Source organism: Microbacterium xylanilyticum, assembly GCF_054654695.1.
On the sequence record NZ_BAAIEN010000001.1, the window covers coordinates 20,519 to 37,106 of the forward strand.

Genomic DNA, 16,588 nt, shown 5'->3' on the forward strand with positions numbered 1-16,588 from the left:
ATCCCTCCCTTCACGGTCGTCATGATGTGCTCCCCCGTCGGCCGCGGCGGCCCTTAGAGGCGTCGAGCTGCGCGCGAGCCTGCTGGCGCGCCTTCTCCGCGTCACTGAGACGCCGGGTGCGGCGGGTTCGGCCTGCGGCCTGCTCACGGTCGTAGCCCTCGGTCTTCGGCACCTGGAACACGTTCAGCTGCAGCCCGGTGATCGGCACGCTCGCGGTGTCGAGGTTGATGTACCGGTTCCCGGCTTCGGAGGCGAACCAGCCGAGCACGTCGCCGTCGGACTCTTTGATGCGCTTGAGCATCGTCGAGGCGTTGTACGTGTTCACTTCCATCTGTCGGCCGTTCGCGAACGTGACGCGCGCAGTGACCAGCTTCTGGTTCTTGCCCCGCTGCCCTCGAGCGGCGGAGCGGACGATGTTCAGCAGCTCCTGGTTCGCGACCTGGCGGCCCTTCGCGGTGCGCCCCTTCGGGATGCGCGCCTGGATGAGGCGGCCGCCATCGGTCATGAACCCGGTCTGCACCTGCACGCGGCCACCCTGCTTCGCCGTCGTGTAACGGCCTCCGGTGTCTTCGGGGATGATCATCTTGTCCTGGCCGTCGGAGACCTTGCCGCGCACGGGCATGAGCGTGCCGTCCTTGAGTCGGCGCCGCGGCGGGATCTTGGTCGTCTGCCCCGTGGTCGCGAGCTCGTCGAGCGCATCGCGGTAGAGGGCGCCGGAGGTCTGCCCTGCTTCCACCTTGCGGACCATGCGCGGGGAGCGGTTCAGGACGCCGGCGATCTCCGCGACGCTGATGCCCTGCCCGCGCAGCACGCGCACGAGCTCCTGAGCGGAACGTGGCTGGTCTGCCATCACGCCACCTCCGCGATCGCACGGAGCGCTTCACCAAGGCCGGCGCGCTCGGCGCGCGCCTTCAACATGGCCCGCTGCTTCAGCGTCTCCGGGGTGGCGTACTCGCCGCGGGTATACCCCTGCAGGCGCAGACGGCCCGTCTTGCCGTCGTCGCCGCCGCCCTGGTCCATCGGGAGAGACCAGATCGGCAGAGAGGTCGTGAACAGGGCGTCACCCTGGATCCCGACGAGCGTCGACGGATCCACTCGCAGCGCCCCCGACGTCGCACCGCCGATGCTGCTCGGGCCCAGCAGCACCCTGGCACGGGCGCGCCCCCACACCTGAGCGGCGAGCTCCGGGTGGTAGTACTGGCTGGTCCGGCTCGTCGGGTTCGACGGCACGTGGTAGACGAAGAGCTTCCCCTGCTGGACAGCGTCACCCTGGTACGCCTGCGGGATGTCGCGAAGGCTCGTCGCCACGCGCGTCTCGTCGCGGCCGCCGGCAGCGAACGCACCGATCGAGTGCAGCATGATCGAGCGCAGCGCCGACATCACGGCCTGCCGGATCGTCGGGTTCATGTCCCGGTTCTCCGCCACCTTCGCGCGTGCCCGCGTCATCCGGTCGGTGAACGTGTCCAGGGGCCTGGCCTTCTTGAACAGCACAGCCTCGTGCGGGATGATCTCCCACCCGGCCGACTGCGCCACGTGAAGCTCCGCGCCGTCGACCCACGTGTCGTGCGTGGCGCCGGGGCGGTTCGGGTAGAACCATCCCTCCTCGACGCGCTGATGCTTCACCGGGAGCAGCCCGACGTGATGCCAGTTCTCCGGCACCCGGAATCGCACATGGAAGCGGGCACGGGCGTACGGGTCCTGGAACAGCAGCTCGGACGCCGCCTCACGGTTCAGGCGTCGTGCGGGGCCGATGCCGAGCTCTCGGCCGACGCCGGCGTACATGAACCGGCCGTCGACGTAGGCGAACTCGCGGATCTTCTTCGTCTTCGCCGGATCGATCAGGGGCACGCAGTCCTCGTGCCGGCTGAAGTTCGCCCCGGCGACCAGGTGGTCGTAGTGGTGCTGTCCGCTCGTCGCGTGGATCTCGGCGGCGATGTCCGGATCCACCGGGACCGGGTTGACGTTCTTCGGCAGCGACAGCGCCCAGAGGTTGGTGCCGGTCGCAGCCGGCGAGTTGAACATCCGCGCCCGCTCGTCGGCCGCGCGCATCACCGCGGCGGTCGTCTCCCATGCCTCGCGCGCCTGCGCCGGCGTCAGCGGCGCGTCGTCGAACCACTCCTCCGCGGTGCGGACCTCAATCTTGAAACCGGTGCTCTCGTGCGCGAACCGCCCCGTCGGCGGGCCCGCGTTGATCCAGTGCGACCCGGGGATCCACCGCGGCGTTTGCACGTACAGCCAGTGCTTCACGCCAGGGACCGGCTCCGGACGCTTGCCCGTGAGCATGATCCGGTTCGCACCGTATGCGGCCGCCGTGTCCAGCAGATCGGTCAGGTTCGGCCTCTGCCGGCGCTCGCCGATGACGGGCCGGACAGGTGCGCCGTCGCCGGTGACTCCCTTGCCAGTGGTCTGGTCCACCCAGATGGTGGGGATCGCCTTCGGCGTCCACGGCTTGGGCCGGTAGTCGATCTCGGTCATCGGGACGCCTCCTCTCGATCCTTCATACAGGTTATATTAGGGAAGATTGATTGAAAAATGCAAGCACATTTCGCGGCGGGGAGTCGCATCCCGCGCACTCAGCTCGCGAGGGCCTGGGAGTCGTGCTTGCGGCGGTATGCCTCGAGGGCCTTCTGCGCGCCGCGCTCGGTCATGTCCAGGACCTCCGCGATCTCACGGAAGGTGAGAGGGGGTTGCACGCTGCGCGCGGCGTCGATCAGCTCCCCTCGACGCTCGAGGATCTCCTCACGCGCCGAGAGCTCCTCGGCGACGTCACGAAGGTCCTGCCGGATCGCTTCACGGTTAGAAATCGACGTACCCATGCGAACGAGGTTACGGAACTGTGTTCGTGAACCGGGTTCATCGTGCGGCGCGCCGTGAACTGCACCCTGGTCACCCGGCGAGGTTATATTCATCGTGACCGGATCGCCGAGAGGAGAGTCATGACCACCGCCCGCAACGCTGCCGACGCTCTCCTGGACAGTGCGCAGGTCGCCAAGCGCCTCGAGGTGCAGGTCGGAACGGTCTACAAGCTCAAGGCCACGGATCCGACGTTCCCGAAGCCGGTCAACTTCGCCGGCCCCTCGCCGCTGTACTCGAGCTCGGATATCGACCGGTATGTCGAGGGCCGCTCCCACCGGGCTCCGTCTGCGCGGGGCCGCCGGCCGCGGGCTCTCGCCCCGGACGTGGTGGACGAGTCCGTGTTCGCTGAGCGGCTGCGCGCTCAGATCCGGGCGGGCGCCGGCGAGCCCGAGGTGACGTCCCAGGCGGATCTGATCGAGCGGCTCGGGCTGAACAGCATCACCTTCGGCCAGCGCATGCGCGGCCGCACCCGCTGGGCGGACCGTGAGCTCGAGATCATCGCCGAGCTGCTCGACGTCGACGTCGCCGACGCGAATACCGTCGTGGACGCTGCCCGCGCCGCCCGCAAGGCGTGACGACACACTCACGACTCGCAGCCCATCGACAGGGCCCATCGGCGCGCAGGTGCGCCAGAACACACCAGTCCTCGACTCGGCTTCCGCATCAGCGTCTCCTCCGTGAAGTGCACCCTCCTAGGTGCTCTCACCTACAAGGGGGGCTCTTCGGTGCGTGTTCTGGACAAATTGGTGCGCTCGCGCTGTGAGCCCGGGCACGTCGGATCAGTCTTCGGCGTCGATGAGCAGCTGGTCGAGCAGCCCACCAGACCACTCCCACGATCCGGTGGCCCCGTAGTCGGCCTCGTCGAGAACCCAGTGCTGGTCCGAGACCATGTCCCACACGCTGACTTCACCGCAGGCGGGGCATCGTGTGGCGAAGAGGTCATAGCGCGGGGCGACCAGGGCGGTGCGCCGGCCGATCCTCGGTATGGCCTCAGCGCGTGCGAGGTCCTCAGATGCCGGATGTCGTAGCCCACGCGCCGTGAACGGTGACGCATTCGCCCCGCAGGCGCATCGAGCGCGCGGGGTAGGGCAGATCTGAACGGTGCTGCGTTCCCATGGCTCCCAGTCGACCTTGCGGCCATCCCACGCGACCGGCAGCGGATGCGACGCGTCCTGCAGCACGTCACTGCCCTCCGGCTGGTGTCGCTACGGCGAGCGCGGGGGCGGGGGCGGTGGCGATCGCGGTCTCGGTTTTCTGGACGGCGCGGGCGATGGAGACGACGATCGGGGTGGGCATGGGGCGTGGGTCTCGGCGGCGGGGCTTCACGACCATGCGGAGGCTGGTGCCGTGCGGGATCAGTAGGCCCCACCCGTCGGGGAGGTCGTCGCGGACGATTCGCCGGTCTGCGGCGACGAGGGAGAAGGTGTGGCAGAACTGAGCCCAGGCCTCGGCCTTCTCTGGCTGGCGGAGTTCGGCGAGCCAGTCGGCGCGGGAGATCTTGACCTCGAAGCCGTGCACGGATTGGCGTTCGCCCCATCGCGCGACGTCGCACTCTGTTTCGGTGAGCTCGCTGTGGGGTGCAGACCAGGTGTCGAGCACGATGGCGTCGGCGATCCTGTCACCGCCCCAAGTGCCTGGGGTGGTGGGCACCTTCTCGGCGATGACGTATTGGCGGCCCGTGTAGGACCCGTTCCGGTCGGTCTTGCCGTAGCGGACGCGGAGCCGGTCGAGCATGTCGCGTTCGGTGGTCATGCGGCGTTCCCGAGGCTCTGGACGGGGCTGCGGCGGGGGCGTTCGGAGTTGAGCTCGCGGCGGTACTGGGGGTCTTGGGCGTATCGCTGCTGGCATCGTCGGATGAACGCTTCCTCCGGGGTCGGCGGGATGCAGGCGCGCATCGCTGCGATCTCGAGCAGGATGTGGATCGGTTTTCCGAGACGTTCGCTCTCGGCTTCCCAGTGCTCGAATGCGGGGGCAGGGAGGTTGAGAACGACGGGGATGGTGCCCATGGTGTCCTCCTCGGTGGGTGGTGGGTTAGGCGGCGAGCGCGAGCTTGTCGACGCTGTAGCCGAGGGATTCGACGCACGCGGCGATGAGGTCGCGTGCGGCGTTGGGGGTGACCGCGTTGCCGGCCATCTTGACCTGCTCTCGCTTGTTGCCGAGGAGCACGTACTCGTTGGGGAAGCTCATTCCCCGCTTGATCTCGCCGGGCTCGAGCATCCGGAACTCGGCGTTGTAGACCATGTCCCAGACCTCGTCGTCGGTGAATCCGAACTCGAGCTCGGCGGTCTCTCCGGGGGTGAGGAGGGACTGGTTGCCCGCGGCGGTGAGCGTGCGCATGGGCTCGGTAACGGGCGTGGACATGCCCGCCATGGTGCCGCGCGAGTTCTGCTGCCGAATCACGAGGGCGTGGTGGTTCCCGTTCGCGGCGACGGTGTCGATCGGGTGATCGGAGGGCTTCGCGACGCCGTGGTTGCGCAGCGGGACGACCAGGGCATCGGTCTCGACGGTCGTGCGCGCAGGCATCGGCCGCGCGGTCGATGTCGCATCGGATCGCCATGTCCCGCCGACGGGCACGAGCAGCCCGGTCTCGTTGCGGGTCGATTGGGTGCGCAGCGGCTCGTCGGCGCGTCGCGCGACCTTCCCGTCGCGACCCTCGACCGGGACCAGGAGGGAGGCGTGGTTGCCGCCGGCGACGAGCGCCGGCAGTGGTGCGTTGACCGGGGTCGACCTCGAGGCGTCGGCTCCGGACACCTGGTTCACGATCAGCGCCTTGGAAGCCGATGTGTGCAGGGTCCGCAGCGGCTCGTCGACCGGCCACGCCCGGTAGTAGGCGCCCAGCTCGAGGTGCTGCGGGTGCCGGGGGCTGGTGGCGTCGTAGGTGTTGCCCTGTGCCTCGACGACCATGTTGCGGCCCCAGTGCTTCTTTACGCCGTGGAACGTGCGCAGGAGGGTCTTGCGCTCGAGCTCCTTCATGCCGAGGGTGGTCCGGTCGCCGATGCGGGTGCCGCGGTGGGACCAGTCGATGATGGTGTCGGCGCCGGCGACGGCCGGGAACACCTCGAGATTGCAGGCCGGGTCCGGGCAGCGCAGCGTGTACTGCGCCCCATAGGTCTTCGTGACTGCGCCGCGGGGCTTCATCACCTGGACGGACTGGATGAGGCCGTGCTCGGGGCAGTACGCCTCGGGGCGGATCCACCGTTCGAAGTCGGGGCGCAGGTTCCCGGCCCGCCAGAACACGATGTAGACGCGGTCGCGGGACTGCGGGGCGCCGTCGCCGAGGCCCTGGGAGTGCATGCTGTTGAGCCAGATGACCTCGTGCTTGTAGCCCATGTCGTGCATGGACGTGAGCCACCGGTTCCAGTGCACGCCCTTCACCACGCGGGGCACGTTCTCGACGATGACGATGTCGTACATGTGCACGGCGGTGAAGCGGGGCACGTCCCACATGCCCATCCGGGACCGGTCGGCGGCCTCGTTCGGGAGAGAGTCGCCGAAGAAGTCCCAGGCGAGCTGCCCGTCGGGGAGCTTCTCGCCGCGCGCCTGTGACCAGTAGGTGCACTCCGGGGAGAACCAGCCGATGTTGGTGCGCGGGTAGCGGTGCGGGTCGGCCTTGTTGATGTCGGCCTTGTCGTGATCCGTATCGGGATGGTTCGTGTTGTGCGTCGCGATCGCGAGGTCCCAGTGGTTCACGGCCATGATGACGCGCACGCCGGGCACCAGGATTCCGCCGGTCGTCGATCCGCCGGCGCCGCAGTAGTAGTCCGACATCGTGATGTCCGAGCACCGCGGTGTCACGAGCGAGCCTCGTACTCATGGATCGCCGCGGCGAGCACCTGCGGGTCGATCGGCCGCTCGGCCCGCAGCCAGTGCCGAGATCCGGCCCTGCTCGTATCGGCGCACAGCGGCATGGCCTTCGCGAGCTCCTCGCCGGTCAGCATCGCGAGCACCTCCACGGGACGGGCATCCGCGCCCGCTGCGCGGGTCGGCGCCGGTGTGCCGGGGAACAGCCCCAGATGGGGTGCTTCCTCAGTGGGCAGCGGCGATGGGAAGGCCATGTGAGCGGTCATGCTGCGGCTCCTGTTCGAGCTAGGGGGTGCGCCGGTGTACGGATGCCGTCGGCGCGCAGCGCGGCCAGGCATTCCGGGCAGGTCACGTGGCGCAGGTTCTCGTCCCGGGGCGTCTTGCGGCGTCCGCACGCGACTGTGCCGGTGGGCGGCCAGGGGTAGCAGACCCGTTCGCTGTCCGGGATCGATACGACGGGCGCGACCCACGCCTGCCGCCAGAGACGGATCGGACCTTCACTCATGGGACTCTCCTCCCGAGCTGGTCGCGCATTCGGTGAGCGCGGCAACGAGCACGTCACGGTCGACCTTGGGGACCGTGATCTCCCACGTGTGGGCGATCTGCGTGTACTTCGTGACGTAGGTGCAGCGGTAGTAGGTGTTCGGAATCCAGCGGGCGGGCCCGTCTTCGCCCTTGCTCTCGTTCGCGCTGCCGTCGACGGCGATGATGTCGGCGAGGTTGTTGGCGAACTCGAGGCGCCGCTGGTCGCTCCAGGCCCACGCTCCGCCTTCCCAGGCGGCCTTGAGGCTGACGATGTGCTCGCCTTGCACGCCGGCCGATCCCTTGTTCCCGGGCTGGGCGACCCGGTTGTGCTGGAAGACGATGCGCCGGCCGGTGTAGGGGTCGCGCTCGAGCACCCCGCTGAGGACGGTGCAGCCCTTCGTGTCCTTGACGACGTCGACCAGGTCGCGGGCGAGCATGTCATCGCGCTGGCGGCACCCGTTGTGGTCGATGTCTGCCCAGGCAAGCCCGAACTTGGCCCGCGAGTACTGCGGTACGGGGTTAGCCGGGTCGACCACGGTCAGCGGCAGCGCCGCGGCGAGCGCCAGGGCTTCCGCGTAGGGGCCGTTCTGAGCGTCTGCTGCGGGTTCGGTGACGTCGGGGGCTGCGCTGGTCGGTGCGGGCGGCTGAGGGGCCGTCGTGACGTGTGCGGTGGGCGCCGGGTGGGTGCCGGTGTGCAGGGCTCCGGTGATCATGCCGGCGAGAGTGAGCGCGGCGGCCGTGAGGGCGAGGATGCCGGTGGTCTTGGTGCGGGTGTTCATCAACGCTGCTCCCCCGGTACGGCGGGTGCGCATGCGGAGCAGAGGTCCTCGTCGTCACTGATCCACCAGCAGCCGCCGAAGCAGGCCTGGTCGTCGGTGCAGCCGCAGCTGCGGCAGGTGCGGACCGCGACGACGTCGACGACGTCGATGGTGGGGATCCGGCGCAGGTCGGCCACGAACGCGGCGACCCGGTCCAGCAGCGGCGCGGGAATGCAAGACGCGAACGTGATCGTGACCGTCGTCGCCGGCGTGCTCTCTTCGGCCTTGGCGACGGCGTCGTCCCATTCGGGGGTGCGCTCGGCCTGGTCGGAGTACTCGACCCCGATCGTGGTCTCGAAGATCTCCACGGCGCGCTCGTGCTGCTCGGGGGACATCAGCGGTCGCTCCCGATCGTGGTGAGGTCCTCGGTGAGAGTGGCGGTGCTGCGCTCGAGGCCGTCGAGGCGGAGCATGGTGGTGCTGATGCGCCAGCGGCCGTCGTCGAGCAGCTGCAAGGTGGCCTCGTCCGCCGCGGAGATCTTCACGAGCTTCGCCATGGTGCGCAGCTCGTCAGCGAGGACGAACAGGGCACTGCTCGCGTCGATCTCATCCAGGTGCGCGGCCCGGGCCGCGAGCCGATCCGCGGTCGTCGCCAGCTCCTGCAGCGCGTCGTGAAGGTGGGCGCTCTGCTCTGCCTCGGTCATCGCACGCTCATCTCGATACGGCGGCCACTGAGCGGCCGCAGGAGCGCGGTGAAGGCTTCCTCCATACGCGGGGTGAGCGGCTTCCCGTCGACCCGGGTACACACCAGCCGGAACGTGCCGAAGTCCCAGCGGACCGTCATCGGCACACCGAACTGCGCCGTCATCTTCACCGCCAGGTCGTTGGCGGTCCCTTCCTTGTCCATCAGACACGTCCTTTCGCGTCGCGGAGCATCGCCTTCGTGATCGGCTGATCCGCGTCCAGAGCCTCGAAGAGGCGGTAGTAGTGCACCCACGCGCGATGCGCACGCACGCAGGTCAACTCGGTGCGGCTGCCATGGTTCGGGCACCCGCCGCGACTGCGACACCCGCCCTTGTACCCAGCGGGCGTGCCATGAACGACCGACTCGAGCTGATCCAGAAGCCGGCTCATCACGCCGCCTCCGCAGCTGCAGACCGCAACCGACCCAGATGCCGCTCCGTGACCCCGACGATCTCCGCCAGCTCCCGCCGCTTCAGCTGCCCCTCCCCCGCACGAGCCAAGAACACCGCGCGCTCCGGCCCTGTCAGCTCCACGCGCTCGCCGCGGAGGGCGAGGTGGATGGCGACGTCGTCGATGACCGGGGTGTGGTCGACGGCGGGGGGCTCGTCGTCGGTGTCGATGTCGTCCCAGGCGAGGGGCGGGAGCCATCCGAGGCGCTCGGCGCGGGCGATGGTCCATCCGCAGGAGCGTCGCTGTCCGCGGGTATGGGTGGGCGGGCGCTGGTCCCAGAGCTGTTCGTAGACCGCGGCGATCGCGGTGTGGATCTCGGAGAGCACCTTTCCGCCGGCGAGGGCGCTGTCGAGGGGGAAGCGGGTGATGTGCGCGTGGCGGACGATCGCTTCGACCGACCAGCCGCGCGCGCCGAGTGCTTCGAGGCGCCGGCGGACGCCGCGGCCGCTGATCCAGTGGCCGGCGGGGATGTTGCTGAGGTCGGGGGCGATCGCGAGGATCCGCTCCGCGGTGGTGCGGCGGATGAGGGGTGTGCGGTGCCGCATGGGGCCGCGGCGCTTGTGGCCGCGCATGATGCGGAACACCCCGTGGAGAGAGGTGCCGGACATGTCGGCGATGAGCGCGGGGGTGAATCCGGCCATGACCAGCTCGCCGATGTGGGTCTGCGCGGGCTGGGCCGGCACGAAGTCGGAGGTGGGAAGGCCGTAGGCGACGGCGCGGCGGTACGCGGCGCGGCGCTGCGTGTTCGCGACCCGGCACGGGTCGCATGCGCATCCGTGCTCCTGGTAGCAGGTCGACGTCGCTCCGTGCTTGTGGTCGGCCGGGCAGATCTGGGTTCGCATCACCTCTCCTCTCAAAGTTATATTCCCGAATATAACCTAAAGGGAGTGGGGCCACCAACCCCCTTCACCTACAAGGGGTGCCCCGGGCGGCTCCGACTGGACAAAGTCCTCCGCTGCGAGGTCGCCGCGCTCGTCCGTCGTCAGCTGCTCACGGATGGTCGGGCTGCTCTAGTCCGGGCGGTCTACCCGGCAGCGCCGAGCCGCTCGATCTCTGCGTTGACCCAGACGTGGCGCGCGAGCAATTGCTTACGGAGGGCGCGCCCGACGACGAGGACGTAGAAGGTGATGGCGCAGATCCGCATCGTGCCGTCCAAGAGGGGGGCGTCACGGTCGTAGTCGAACCCGGGCCAGCTCCAGATCACCATGGCGCCCACGACGAACGTGGCGCCCACGGTCGCGATCCAGAGGTGGAAACGGCCGGTCCTCGAGAAGTCCCTCGGCGCCGGGTCGGTGATCGCCAGCGTGGCGGCGTTCGTGAGGACCAGTAGCAGCGCGATGCGGATGAGAGGGCCGTCCCAGAGCGTGGTTCGCCACAGCTCACCCATTCCCGCGACGACGTCGCCCATCTGAGTAGCGGTGACGATCGTGAGGGTGAGGGCGATGGAGCCGAGGAAGGTGAAGGCGCCGTCGGGATCGGCCCAGAAGCCGTACCCCTGGGGGTGCACGATGCTCTTGAAGCTCTGGAAGTTCATGGCTGCGACTCCTCGGTGAACCGCGGCGTGCTCCTGCTCGAGGAGCGACGTGCTGCCTTGGTCGCGCGGTGGTTCGGACGTGTCATGGTGGGGCATCTCGTCAGAATCTGATCCGCTGGATGCGGGTGGTGTGGTCGGTGTAGGTGCCCTCGCCGGCGCAGAGGTGGTCCCCGGGAGCGGTGGTGTCACCGAGGGTCACGGTGCTGAGCTTGCGGGCGATCTCGTCTTCGAGCACGGGATGCGGTGCGCTGGTCGCGAGCGCCAGGTGAATTCCGTCGCGGGCGCCGTCATGGATGAGCTGGCGGACGCTGCGCCGCAGCTGCTCGAGCTGCGCGGCGTCTTCGGCGAGGCGGAGGATCCTGTCGTAGTCGTCGAGGATGACGAGCACGGGTGGGAACGTCGCGTCGGGTTCGTCCTCACGGTTCCGTGCGCGCGCGTGGAGGATGGCGATCGCGTCCGCGACGATCAAGAACGCCTGATAGAGACCGGACGCGTCAGGCGTGTGTGGATCGGGCCAGAGCACCGTTCCGCCGTGCTGCTGCCAGCTGCGGAGCAGGCGGATGAGCCCGTGGGTGCGTCCCGTGCGGTGCGGGCCGGTCACGTGCAGGTGCGGATCCTCGACAGAATCCCACGCGTCGGTGAACGCGACGACGGCGTCGTCGAGGAGGCCGGTGGTCATGATCCTGCTCCGTGCACGGCAGGCGGCCGGCGATCGGTGATCGACAGCGGGACGCTGCGGCGGCGCGAGATCTCGACGCGCCAGATGCGGCTGCGCCGATGCTCGGGGAGGTCTGCTCTGTCCGTGTGGTCGAAGCTCTCGCGCAGAGCGTGCAGGAGGTCCTCGGCGCTGCCCTCAAGGTCGGTCGGCTCGAAGGTCCATCCGCCGCCGAGGTTGTTGCAGGGCCCGCGGACGCCCTGGCCATGGGCGACGATCGTGTAGACGACGACTCCGCGGGGCTCGAACGCGGCCTGCCGAGTCACAACGGCGTGCGCGTCGTCGACGGCGCGGATCGTCCACCATCGCCTGTCGCCAGCGAAACGGATCTGCTCGTGCAGCTGCAGCCCGGTCGCCTCGAGCGCGCCTACCTCCGCCGCAGCGGCCGCGGCGCTCATCGGACAGCCCCGGTCAGAGCGGGCGTCGCGTCGATGCGTGTGTGCACGAACCCGTCACGAAGCGTGGGCAGGAACTCCGCGAACAGGGACCGGTCGGTGCCGAGGATCAGATGTACGCGTGCGCTGCGTCCGCAGTCGATGATCGCGGCGAGCTCCATCGATCCGGTGAGATCCATGTAGTCGTTCACGGCGAGGACCACCGGTGTCGGTTCGCCGTCGGAGTCCCGCTGCTCCTCGATCCGCGAGTACCGATCCACCATCAGGTCGTAGGCGACACGGATGTCGGCGGCCGCGTCGTCGACGCTGCTTGGGAACAGCGCGTTCCAGCCGCTGTCCTGCAGCTCCGCGACCATCGATGTGATGTGCCGTGCACGCTCCACCCTGTCTTCACCGATGAGCAGGCAGTGCGCCGTGCGCACGGGGCGCCATTCCAGCGGAAGCTCCCCCTGTCTGCCTGGTCGTCGCAGAGTGATCTCCTGGTACGCCTCGAAGCTGATGTCCATCTCCGCACCTCCTCGCACGAAGCACCCGAGTGGTGCTCTCACCTACAAGGGGTCCCGGGGTACTCGCCTGCTGGACAAATCGCCCCCGCCGGCACGGCTCCCGCTTCGACTACCGGGTCCTGCGAGACGCTCGCCGCCGCAACCACAGCACCCCAACGGCGACCACTCCGACGACGACCACGATGGGCAACGGGAGGTGACGCACCAGGTCCCAGATCGCGGCATGAGCGACCCACCCCGCGAGAATGTCGCCGAGCCCACCACCGTGGTGACCGTGGCCGGCGAGCTGCTCGATCGAACCCATCTTCAAGATCCCATTCCCGGAGCCGCACCACTCCCGTGCCCCGCGCCCCGAGGCGCCTCGGGGCGGACGAGCTGGAGCAGCTCCTCTGCGTCGAGAGCGTCCCGCTGCAGCAGCGCCGTGGTGACGCGATCGACAGCCTCCGCCTGGTCGCCGAGGAGACGCTCGACATCGGCGCGCGCCTGACTGACCAGGGCATCCAGAGTGAGCGGCCCACGGTAGGCGCAAGGGTGCTCGCAGGCCGAGACGATCGTGAGCGCACTCTCAGTGACCTGACCGATGTCACCCCTCGCCCCGACGTCGTGATGACCGGCCGCCAGATCGAGGACCTGACCGGCGAGAGCGATCATGATCAGCGAATACTCCGTATCGACCAGCCGCCCCGTCAACGGGTACTGATACGAGACATTGCCACCCCGATCACCAACGACGCGGACATCCGCCCGAACCCTCTCCATCCCCAGACACACCGCCGCAACAGCATGACCCGCCTCATGACGCGCTCGGCGCGGTCGGCTCTCATCCTCGGTGCGGAGCTCGTCCTTGGTTGCGGCTCGTGCGATCGCGCCGCTTGCAGCGATGTACGTGCCGGGGTGGGGGCGCAGGAGCTGGATGAGGAACGTGGCGACGATGAGGAAGCCCAGGCCGATGATGAGGAGGTGGAGCCAGCCGCCAGGGTTCGCGGCGAAGAGAGCGAGGGCGCCGTTGCTCACGGCGTAGTAGGCGGCGCCGAGCACGGCGAGCTTGCCGAGCAGCCCGAGGGTCCGGCCGATCACGATGCGCGACGCCTTTCGAAGGCAACGACGTCGTGGTCTACGTCCCACGCCGAGGTCCAATCGCCCTCGAGGTGTGCGGCCAACCGCGATGCGATCCAGTCCCGGTAGGACGGGTAGGCGAGCCTCGGTGTGAACTGATACTCGACCTCGATGCGAGCGACCAGTGGTTTCGCGGAGCGTGGCGATCTCTTCCATTCGACGAGACAGCTCGCGTTCTTCCCGAACAAGCCCTGCACCAGCTGGTGAACGCGTTGCGCCTCGACGTCGGATGACGACTCGGCCTGCATCGGGGCGACGTCGACCGTCTTGTTCCCTTTCCGCTGTAGCAGGTTGGCGATCCGTCTTGTCAGCTGCGACTTCTGGTGGTTCATCTCGGCCTCTCAGATCTGAACCCGGGCAGGGGTGCCGCCCGCTCGGTAGAACCAGGCCTCGCCGTCCTCCAGGGCTGGTGCGTGCGTGCCCGGATAGGCGGTGTCCAGCGCGTCGCGCTCGTTGCTGGTGAGCGGGCCGACGGCAATGGTGCATGCCGTGTCGACGAGGGTGGTGTCGAGGTCGATGTCGCCGACGATGAGGTGCATGGTGGCGCGGGGCCCGTCGATCACGAGCCGGCGGATGGCGTCGTCGATGTGCTGGAGCTGGCGGGGGTTCCGGGCCTCGCGGGCGATGATGTGGCGCTCGTCGATGACGACGGTCAGGGCGTGCACGGCTTTTCCGGGGGATGTGAGTCGCGCGTCGAGGATCTGGATCGCTTCCTCGAGTGTGCGCTCGACCTCGTCGACGTGCGCCCCGGGCGCCATCCATGCGGGGGCCGGGATGATGAGTTCGCCGTGCAGTTGGCAGCTGGTCGCGAGGAGCTGGTGGATCGCTGCGTGGCGCTGCACGGCGTTGGCGCCGATGATCTGCACGTGCGGGGCGGTTGACGGGTCCCACAGCGTTGACAGCGTGACGGCGCGGTTCACGGGTGCTGGGGCGATGGCGATTGACATGGTGACCTCCTGCGATGACAGCAGTTGTGCTCTCACCTACTAGGGGTGGTCGACGGGCGCTCGGCTGGACAAAAGTTCCCGGTTGATGGGCTCCTGCCGGCGCGCAGAGAGGAGGGGGCCCGCGCTGCGTCCGCTGGGTCGGATCGCGGCGGGCCCCCTCGGGGAGCCGTGGATTGGGGGTTCCACGGAGTCGTGAGCTCAGTCGCTAGATCGGCTGAGGCTGGTTGTCATGGTCAGAAGTCGGCGCAGCGGTATCCGGCGTACCAGTTCACGCCGTATTCGCCGTCGATCGGCCAGTACGAGGATGCCTTCGCAGGGACGACGATGTTGCTGGACCAGTTGTTCGGCCCCACGACACCGCCGGAACCACTCCCCGGTCCGCAGCCTTCACCGGTCGCGAGGATCGTGCCGTGCGGGCCCGGGTCGGAGGTTCCGCCACCGGATCCACCGCCACCTGTGGATCCGCCGCCACCGCCGCCACCGCCGCCTCCGGTCGACCCGCCTCCACCGGATCCGCCGCCGCCGTTCCATCCGCCCGATCCGCTATCAGAGGAGCCTCCGTCGGATGAGCCGCCCCCGTCGCCGGAGGATCCGCTGTCACCAGCGGCCTGGCGGGCAGCCTCTTCGGCCGCCTGCTGCGCGGCGGCCTGTTCTGCGGCCACGACCTGGTCGTTCGACGCTTTCAGCGCGTCGGCCGCGTCGGTGTACGCCTTAAACACCGTCAGCAGAGTGGTCTTCGCGTCCGGCGTGAACGTGCCCTTCTCCACCGGCTGCAGGCCAGTGAGCGTCTTCGTGAGCATGGCCTGCGCGTCAGCGGACCCCTTGGGCACGGTCGCCACGTACGGGTCCTTCAGCTTCGGCGCGGACGCGGCCGCGGCCTTCAGATCCTTCTCGAACGCGGCACGGACGTCGTCGAGGTCCTTCACGACCAGGGCGTTGCGCTCGGTCGCGGCGGCGTTCGCCGCGCCGCTGTCCTTGAGGGCCTTCGTCGCTCGCGCGCGCGCCTGGTCCGACTCGAGGTACTTCGCGATCGCCTGCTTGAGGGTGAGCGGCACATCCACCGGCTTCTGCAGCTGCCAGGTGCCTGGCTTGGTCTTGTCCTTGTCGGCCACGTATCCGCTCTTCAGCAGCGCGGCGAACGCGTCCGTGTCGGCCTTGAGAGCCTTCGCCGACTCGGGGGAGAACAGTGTCGGGTGCGACTGCACCAGCGCACCGGCCGGCACGTAGACGGTCTCGAGCAGCTGCTTCGCCGCACCCGCCTGCGCCGGCGTCTTCGTCGCAGAGGCGACCGCGGCGTCGTGCGCGCTCTGAGCGGCCTGGAAGGCGCTCGTCGCGGCCGCGGTGATCTGCTGGGTCTGGTACCCGCTGTACGCGAACGCGCCGGCGGGGATGCCGATCGCGGCGACGACGGCGGCCGCGGCGACGGTGATCCAGATCTTGCGCCGCGGCGAGCTCTTGCCCGTATCCGGTGTCGTGGTGGTCTCGCTCATGGTGTTCCTTCCAATGGGCTGATGTCGTGGTGTTCCTTCCGGCGCCGCGTCGTCGCGGTCCTGTTCGATAGCCCGGGGCCCCTCTGGAAGGAACAAGGTGAGGAGCCCCGGGGGCTAGTCATGTCGCGAGCGTGAGGCCCACGAACTTCATGAGGTTCTCGCCGTAGAAGCAGGTCTGCAGAGCGAAGGCGCCCTTGATGCCTACCAGGTCCTGGACGGTCCCCCACGTTTTCGGGACGGTGCGGATGTCGATCACCGTGTAGGCGCGGGTCGTGCCGCTCTCGTCCACGACGTTCACCCGCTGCCCGAGCTGCCATGGCAGCAGCACGTCGCCGCCGCAATTGTTGTGTGCGGCGTACACCGTCGGGATCTCCGAGCCGTACGACGTCATCCCTGTGAACGACCCGTCGCAGTCGTTCAACGATGCGCGGTCGCCTGTCCCGCCGAGCCGTATCGTCGGCGTCGCGTCGACGATCGGGGCGAGGGCCTGGCCGATTGCGCTCTGCGCACCGGTCTTGGCCTGGCCGTAGACGTACTCGGCTGTCGACGGGGCGAACAACGCCACTGCCCCGATGAGGAGAGCGAGAGCGGCGACGGTACCGCACGCCCAAGTGAGGACCGTCGACCGGACGCGACGCCTCTGCGTCCGCGCTGTGGTGGTGCTGGTCATGGCGTCGTCCTCTCGTTCTGGTCGGTGTGCGGCGGGGTGGGAGGCCCCTGGCTGGGGTCCAGGGGCCTCCCGTCAGGTGACG

25 protein-coding genes are annotated in these 16,588 nt (G+C 68.9%); 1 reads left to right on the forward strand and 24 read right to left on the reverse strand.

What is annotated here, in order from left to right:
* Positions 1-19: 19 nt before the first annotated feature.
* The 3 genes from ACYQ1L_RS00130 to ACYQ1L_RS00140 all read right to left on the reverse strand — a co-directional run bounded on the left by ACYQ1L_RS00130 (position 20) and on the right by ACYQ1L_RS00140 (position 2,816).
* Positions 20-850, reverse strand: a complete 831-nt coding sequence (locus ACYQ1L_RS00130; RefSeq protein ID WP_460002128.1) for a hypothetical protein — start codon at positions 848-850, stop codon at positions 20-22.
* Positions 850-2,475 (reverse strand): hypothetical protein, encoded by a 1,626-nt coding sequence (locus tag ACYQ1L_RS00135; RefSeq protein WP_460002129.1) that lies wholly within the window; start codon positions 2,473-2,475, stop codon positions 850-852. Before ACYQ1L_RS00135 ends, ACYQ1L_RS00130 begins: the two co-directional genes overlap by 1 nt.
* Before the next feature lie 98 nt (positions 2,476-2,573).
* Positions 2,574-2,816, reverse strand: a complete 243-nt coding sequence (locus ACYQ1L_RS00140) for a hypothetical protein (RefSeq protein ID WP_460002130.1) — start codon at positions 2,814-2,816, stop codon at positions 2,574-2,576.
* A 120-nt stretch (positions 2,817-2,936) separates the two neighbouring features.
* Between ACYQ1L_RS00140 and ACYQ1L_RS00145 the strand changes: the two genes are divergently transcribed.
* The gene (locus ACYQ1L_RS00145; protein WP_460002131.1) at positions 2,937-3,431 is read left to right on the forward strand and encodes a helix-turn-helix transcriptional regulator; all 495 of its coding nucleotides are present in this window, start codon (positions 2,937-2,939) and stop codon (positions 3,429-3,431) included.
* Positions 3,432-4,038: 607 nt separating this feature from the next.
* On the opposite strand, the gene ACYQ1L_RS00150 is transcribed toward ACYQ1L_RS00145, so the two are convergent.
* The 21 genes from ACYQ1L_RS00150 to ACYQ1L_RS00250 form a co-directional block, all read right to left on the reverse strand.
* Positions 4,039-4,608, reverse strand: coding sequence for a hypothetical protein (locus ACYQ1L_RS00150; protein WP_460002132.1), 570 nt, complete (start codon positions 4,606-4,608; stop codon positions 4,039-4,041).
* Entirely contained in the window at positions 4,605-4,862 is a 258-nt protein-coding gene (locus ACYQ1L_RS00155) for a hypothetical protein (protein ID WP_460002133.1), read from the reverse strand. Before ACYQ1L_RS00155 ends, ACYQ1L_RS00150 begins: the two co-directional genes overlap by 4 nt.
* Positions 4,863-4,887: 25 nt before the next feature.
* Positions 4,888-6,624, reverse strand: coding sequence for a DNA cytosine methyltransferase (locus tag ACYQ1L_RS00160; protein WP_460002135.1), 1,737 nt, complete (start codon positions 6,622-6,624; stop codon positions 4,888-4,890).
* A gap of 23 nt (positions 6,625-6,647) precedes the next feature.
* Positions 6,648-6,923 carry a hypothetical protein gene (locus ACYQ1L_RS00165; protein WP_460002136.1) on the reverse strand — a complete coding sequence of 92 codons (276 nt, stop codon included), beginning with the start codon at positions 6,921-6,923 and terminating at the stop codon, positions 6,648-6,650.
* Positions 6,920-7,162 (reverse strand): hypothetical protein, encoded by a 243-nt coding sequence (locus ACYQ1L_RS00170; protein ID WP_460002137.1) that lies wholly within the window; start codon positions 7,160-7,162, stop codon positions 6,920-6,922. The genes ACYQ1L_RS00165 and ACYQ1L_RS00170 overlap by 4 nt, the downstream gene beginning before the upstream one ends.
* On the reverse strand, positions 7,155-7,961 hold the full coding sequence (locus ACYQ1L_RS00175) for an HNH endonuclease family protein (RefSeq protein ID WP_460002138.1): 807 nt from the start codon (positions 7,959-7,961) through the stop codon (positions 7,155-7,157). Before ACYQ1L_RS00175 ends, ACYQ1L_RS00170 begins: the two co-directional genes overlap by 8 nt.
* The gene (locus ACYQ1L_RS00180) at positions 7,961-8,335 is read right to left on the reverse strand and encodes a hypothetical protein (RefSeq protein ID WP_460002139.1); all 375 of its coding nucleotides are present in this window, start codon (positions 8,333-8,335) and stop codon (positions 7,961-7,963) included. The genes ACYQ1L_RS00175 and ACYQ1L_RS00180 overlap by 1 nt, the downstream gene beginning before the upstream one ends.
* Positions 8,335-8,643 (reverse strand): hypothetical protein, encoded by a 309-nt coding sequence (locus tag ACYQ1L_RS00185; RefSeq protein WP_460002141.1) that lies wholly within the window; start codon positions 8,641-8,643, stop codon positions 8,335-8,337. The genes ACYQ1L_RS00180 and ACYQ1L_RS00185 overlap by 1 nt, the downstream gene beginning before the upstream one ends.
* Positions 8,640-8,846 (reverse strand): hypothetical protein, encoded by a 207-nt coding sequence (locus ACYQ1L_RS00190; RefSeq protein ID WP_460002143.1) that lies wholly within the window; start codon positions 8,844-8,846, stop codon positions 8,640-8,642. Before ACYQ1L_RS00190 ends, ACYQ1L_RS00185 begins: the two co-directional genes overlap by 4 nt.
* Positions 8,846-9,073, reverse strand: a complete 228-nt coding sequence (locus tag ACYQ1L_RS00195) for a hypothetical protein (protein ID WP_460002144.1) — start codon at positions 9,071-9,073, stop codon at positions 8,846-8,848. The genes ACYQ1L_RS00190 and ACYQ1L_RS00195 overlap by 1 nt, the downstream gene beginning before the upstream one ends.
* A complete protein-coding gene (locus tag ACYQ1L_RS00200) occupies positions 9,073-9,975 on the reverse strand; it encodes a hypothetical protein (RefSeq protein ID WP_460002145.1) in 903 nt (300 codons plus the stop codon). The genes ACYQ1L_RS00195 and ACYQ1L_RS00200 overlap by 1 nt, the downstream gene beginning before the upstream one ends.
* Before the next feature lie 182 nt (positions 9,976-10,157).
* Positions 10,158-10,667, reverse strand: a complete 510-nt coding sequence (locus tag ACYQ1L_RS00205) for a hypothetical protein (protein WP_460002147.1) — start codon at positions 10,665-10,667, stop codon at positions 10,158-10,160.
* Positions 10,668-10,767: 100 nt separating this feature from the next.
* Positions 10,768-11,346 (reverse strand): hypothetical protein, encoded by a 579-nt coding sequence (locus ACYQ1L_RS00210; RefSeq protein ID WP_460002148.1) that lies wholly within the window; start codon positions 11,344-11,346, stop codon positions 10,768-10,770.
* On the reverse strand, positions 11,343-11,780 hold the full coding sequence (locus ACYQ1L_RS00215; RefSeq protein ID WP_460002150.1) for a hypothetical protein: 438 nt from the start codon (positions 11,778-11,780) through the stop codon (positions 11,343-11,345). Before ACYQ1L_RS00215 ends, ACYQ1L_RS00210 begins: the two co-directional genes overlap by 4 nt.
* A complete protein-coding gene (locus tag ACYQ1L_RS00220; protein WP_460002151.1) occupies positions 11,777-12,283 on the reverse strand; it encodes a hypothetical protein in 507 nt (168 codons plus the stop codon). Before ACYQ1L_RS00220 ends, ACYQ1L_RS00215 begins: the two co-directional genes overlap by 4 nt.
* A gap of 109 nt (positions 12,284-12,392) precedes the next feature.
* Entirely contained in the window at positions 12,393-12,587 is a 195-nt protein-coding gene (locus tag ACYQ1L_RS00225; protein WP_460002153.1) for a hypothetical protein, read from the reverse strand.
* 2 nt (positions 12,588-12,589) lie between these two features.
* Complete coding sequence (locus tag ACYQ1L_RS00230; protein ID WP_460002154.1) at positions 12,590-13,360, reverse strand: hypothetical protein; 771 nt, start codon at positions 13,358-13,360, stop codon at positions 12,590-12,592.
* Positions 13,357-13,731, reverse strand: a complete 375-nt coding sequence (locus tag ACYQ1L_RS00235; RefSeq protein WP_460002156.1) for a hypothetical protein — start codon at positions 13,729-13,731, stop codon at positions 13,357-13,359. Before ACYQ1L_RS00235 ends, ACYQ1L_RS00230 begins: the two co-directional genes overlap by 4 nt.
* Before the next feature lie 9 nt (positions 13,732-13,740).
* Positions 13,741-14,346: a hypothetical protein gene (locus ACYQ1L_RS00240; protein ID WP_460002157.1), complete on the reverse strand. Its 606-nt coding sequence runs from the start codon at positions 14,344-14,346 to the stop codon at positions 13,741-13,743.
* Between the two features lie 233 nt (positions 14,347-14,579).
* Positions 14,580-15,836, reverse strand: a complete 1,257-nt coding sequence (locus ACYQ1L_RS00245) for a hypothetical protein (protein ID WP_460002158.1) — start codon at positions 15,834-15,836, stop codon at positions 14,580-14,582.
* A 118-nt stretch (positions 15,837-15,954) separates the two neighbouring features.
* On the reverse strand, positions 15,955-16,506 hold the full coding sequence (locus tag ACYQ1L_RS00250; protein ID WP_460002159.1) for a hypothetical protein: 552 nt from the start codon (positions 16,504-16,506) through the stop codon (positions 15,955-15,957).
* Positions 16,507-16,588 lie beyond the last annotated feature (82 nt).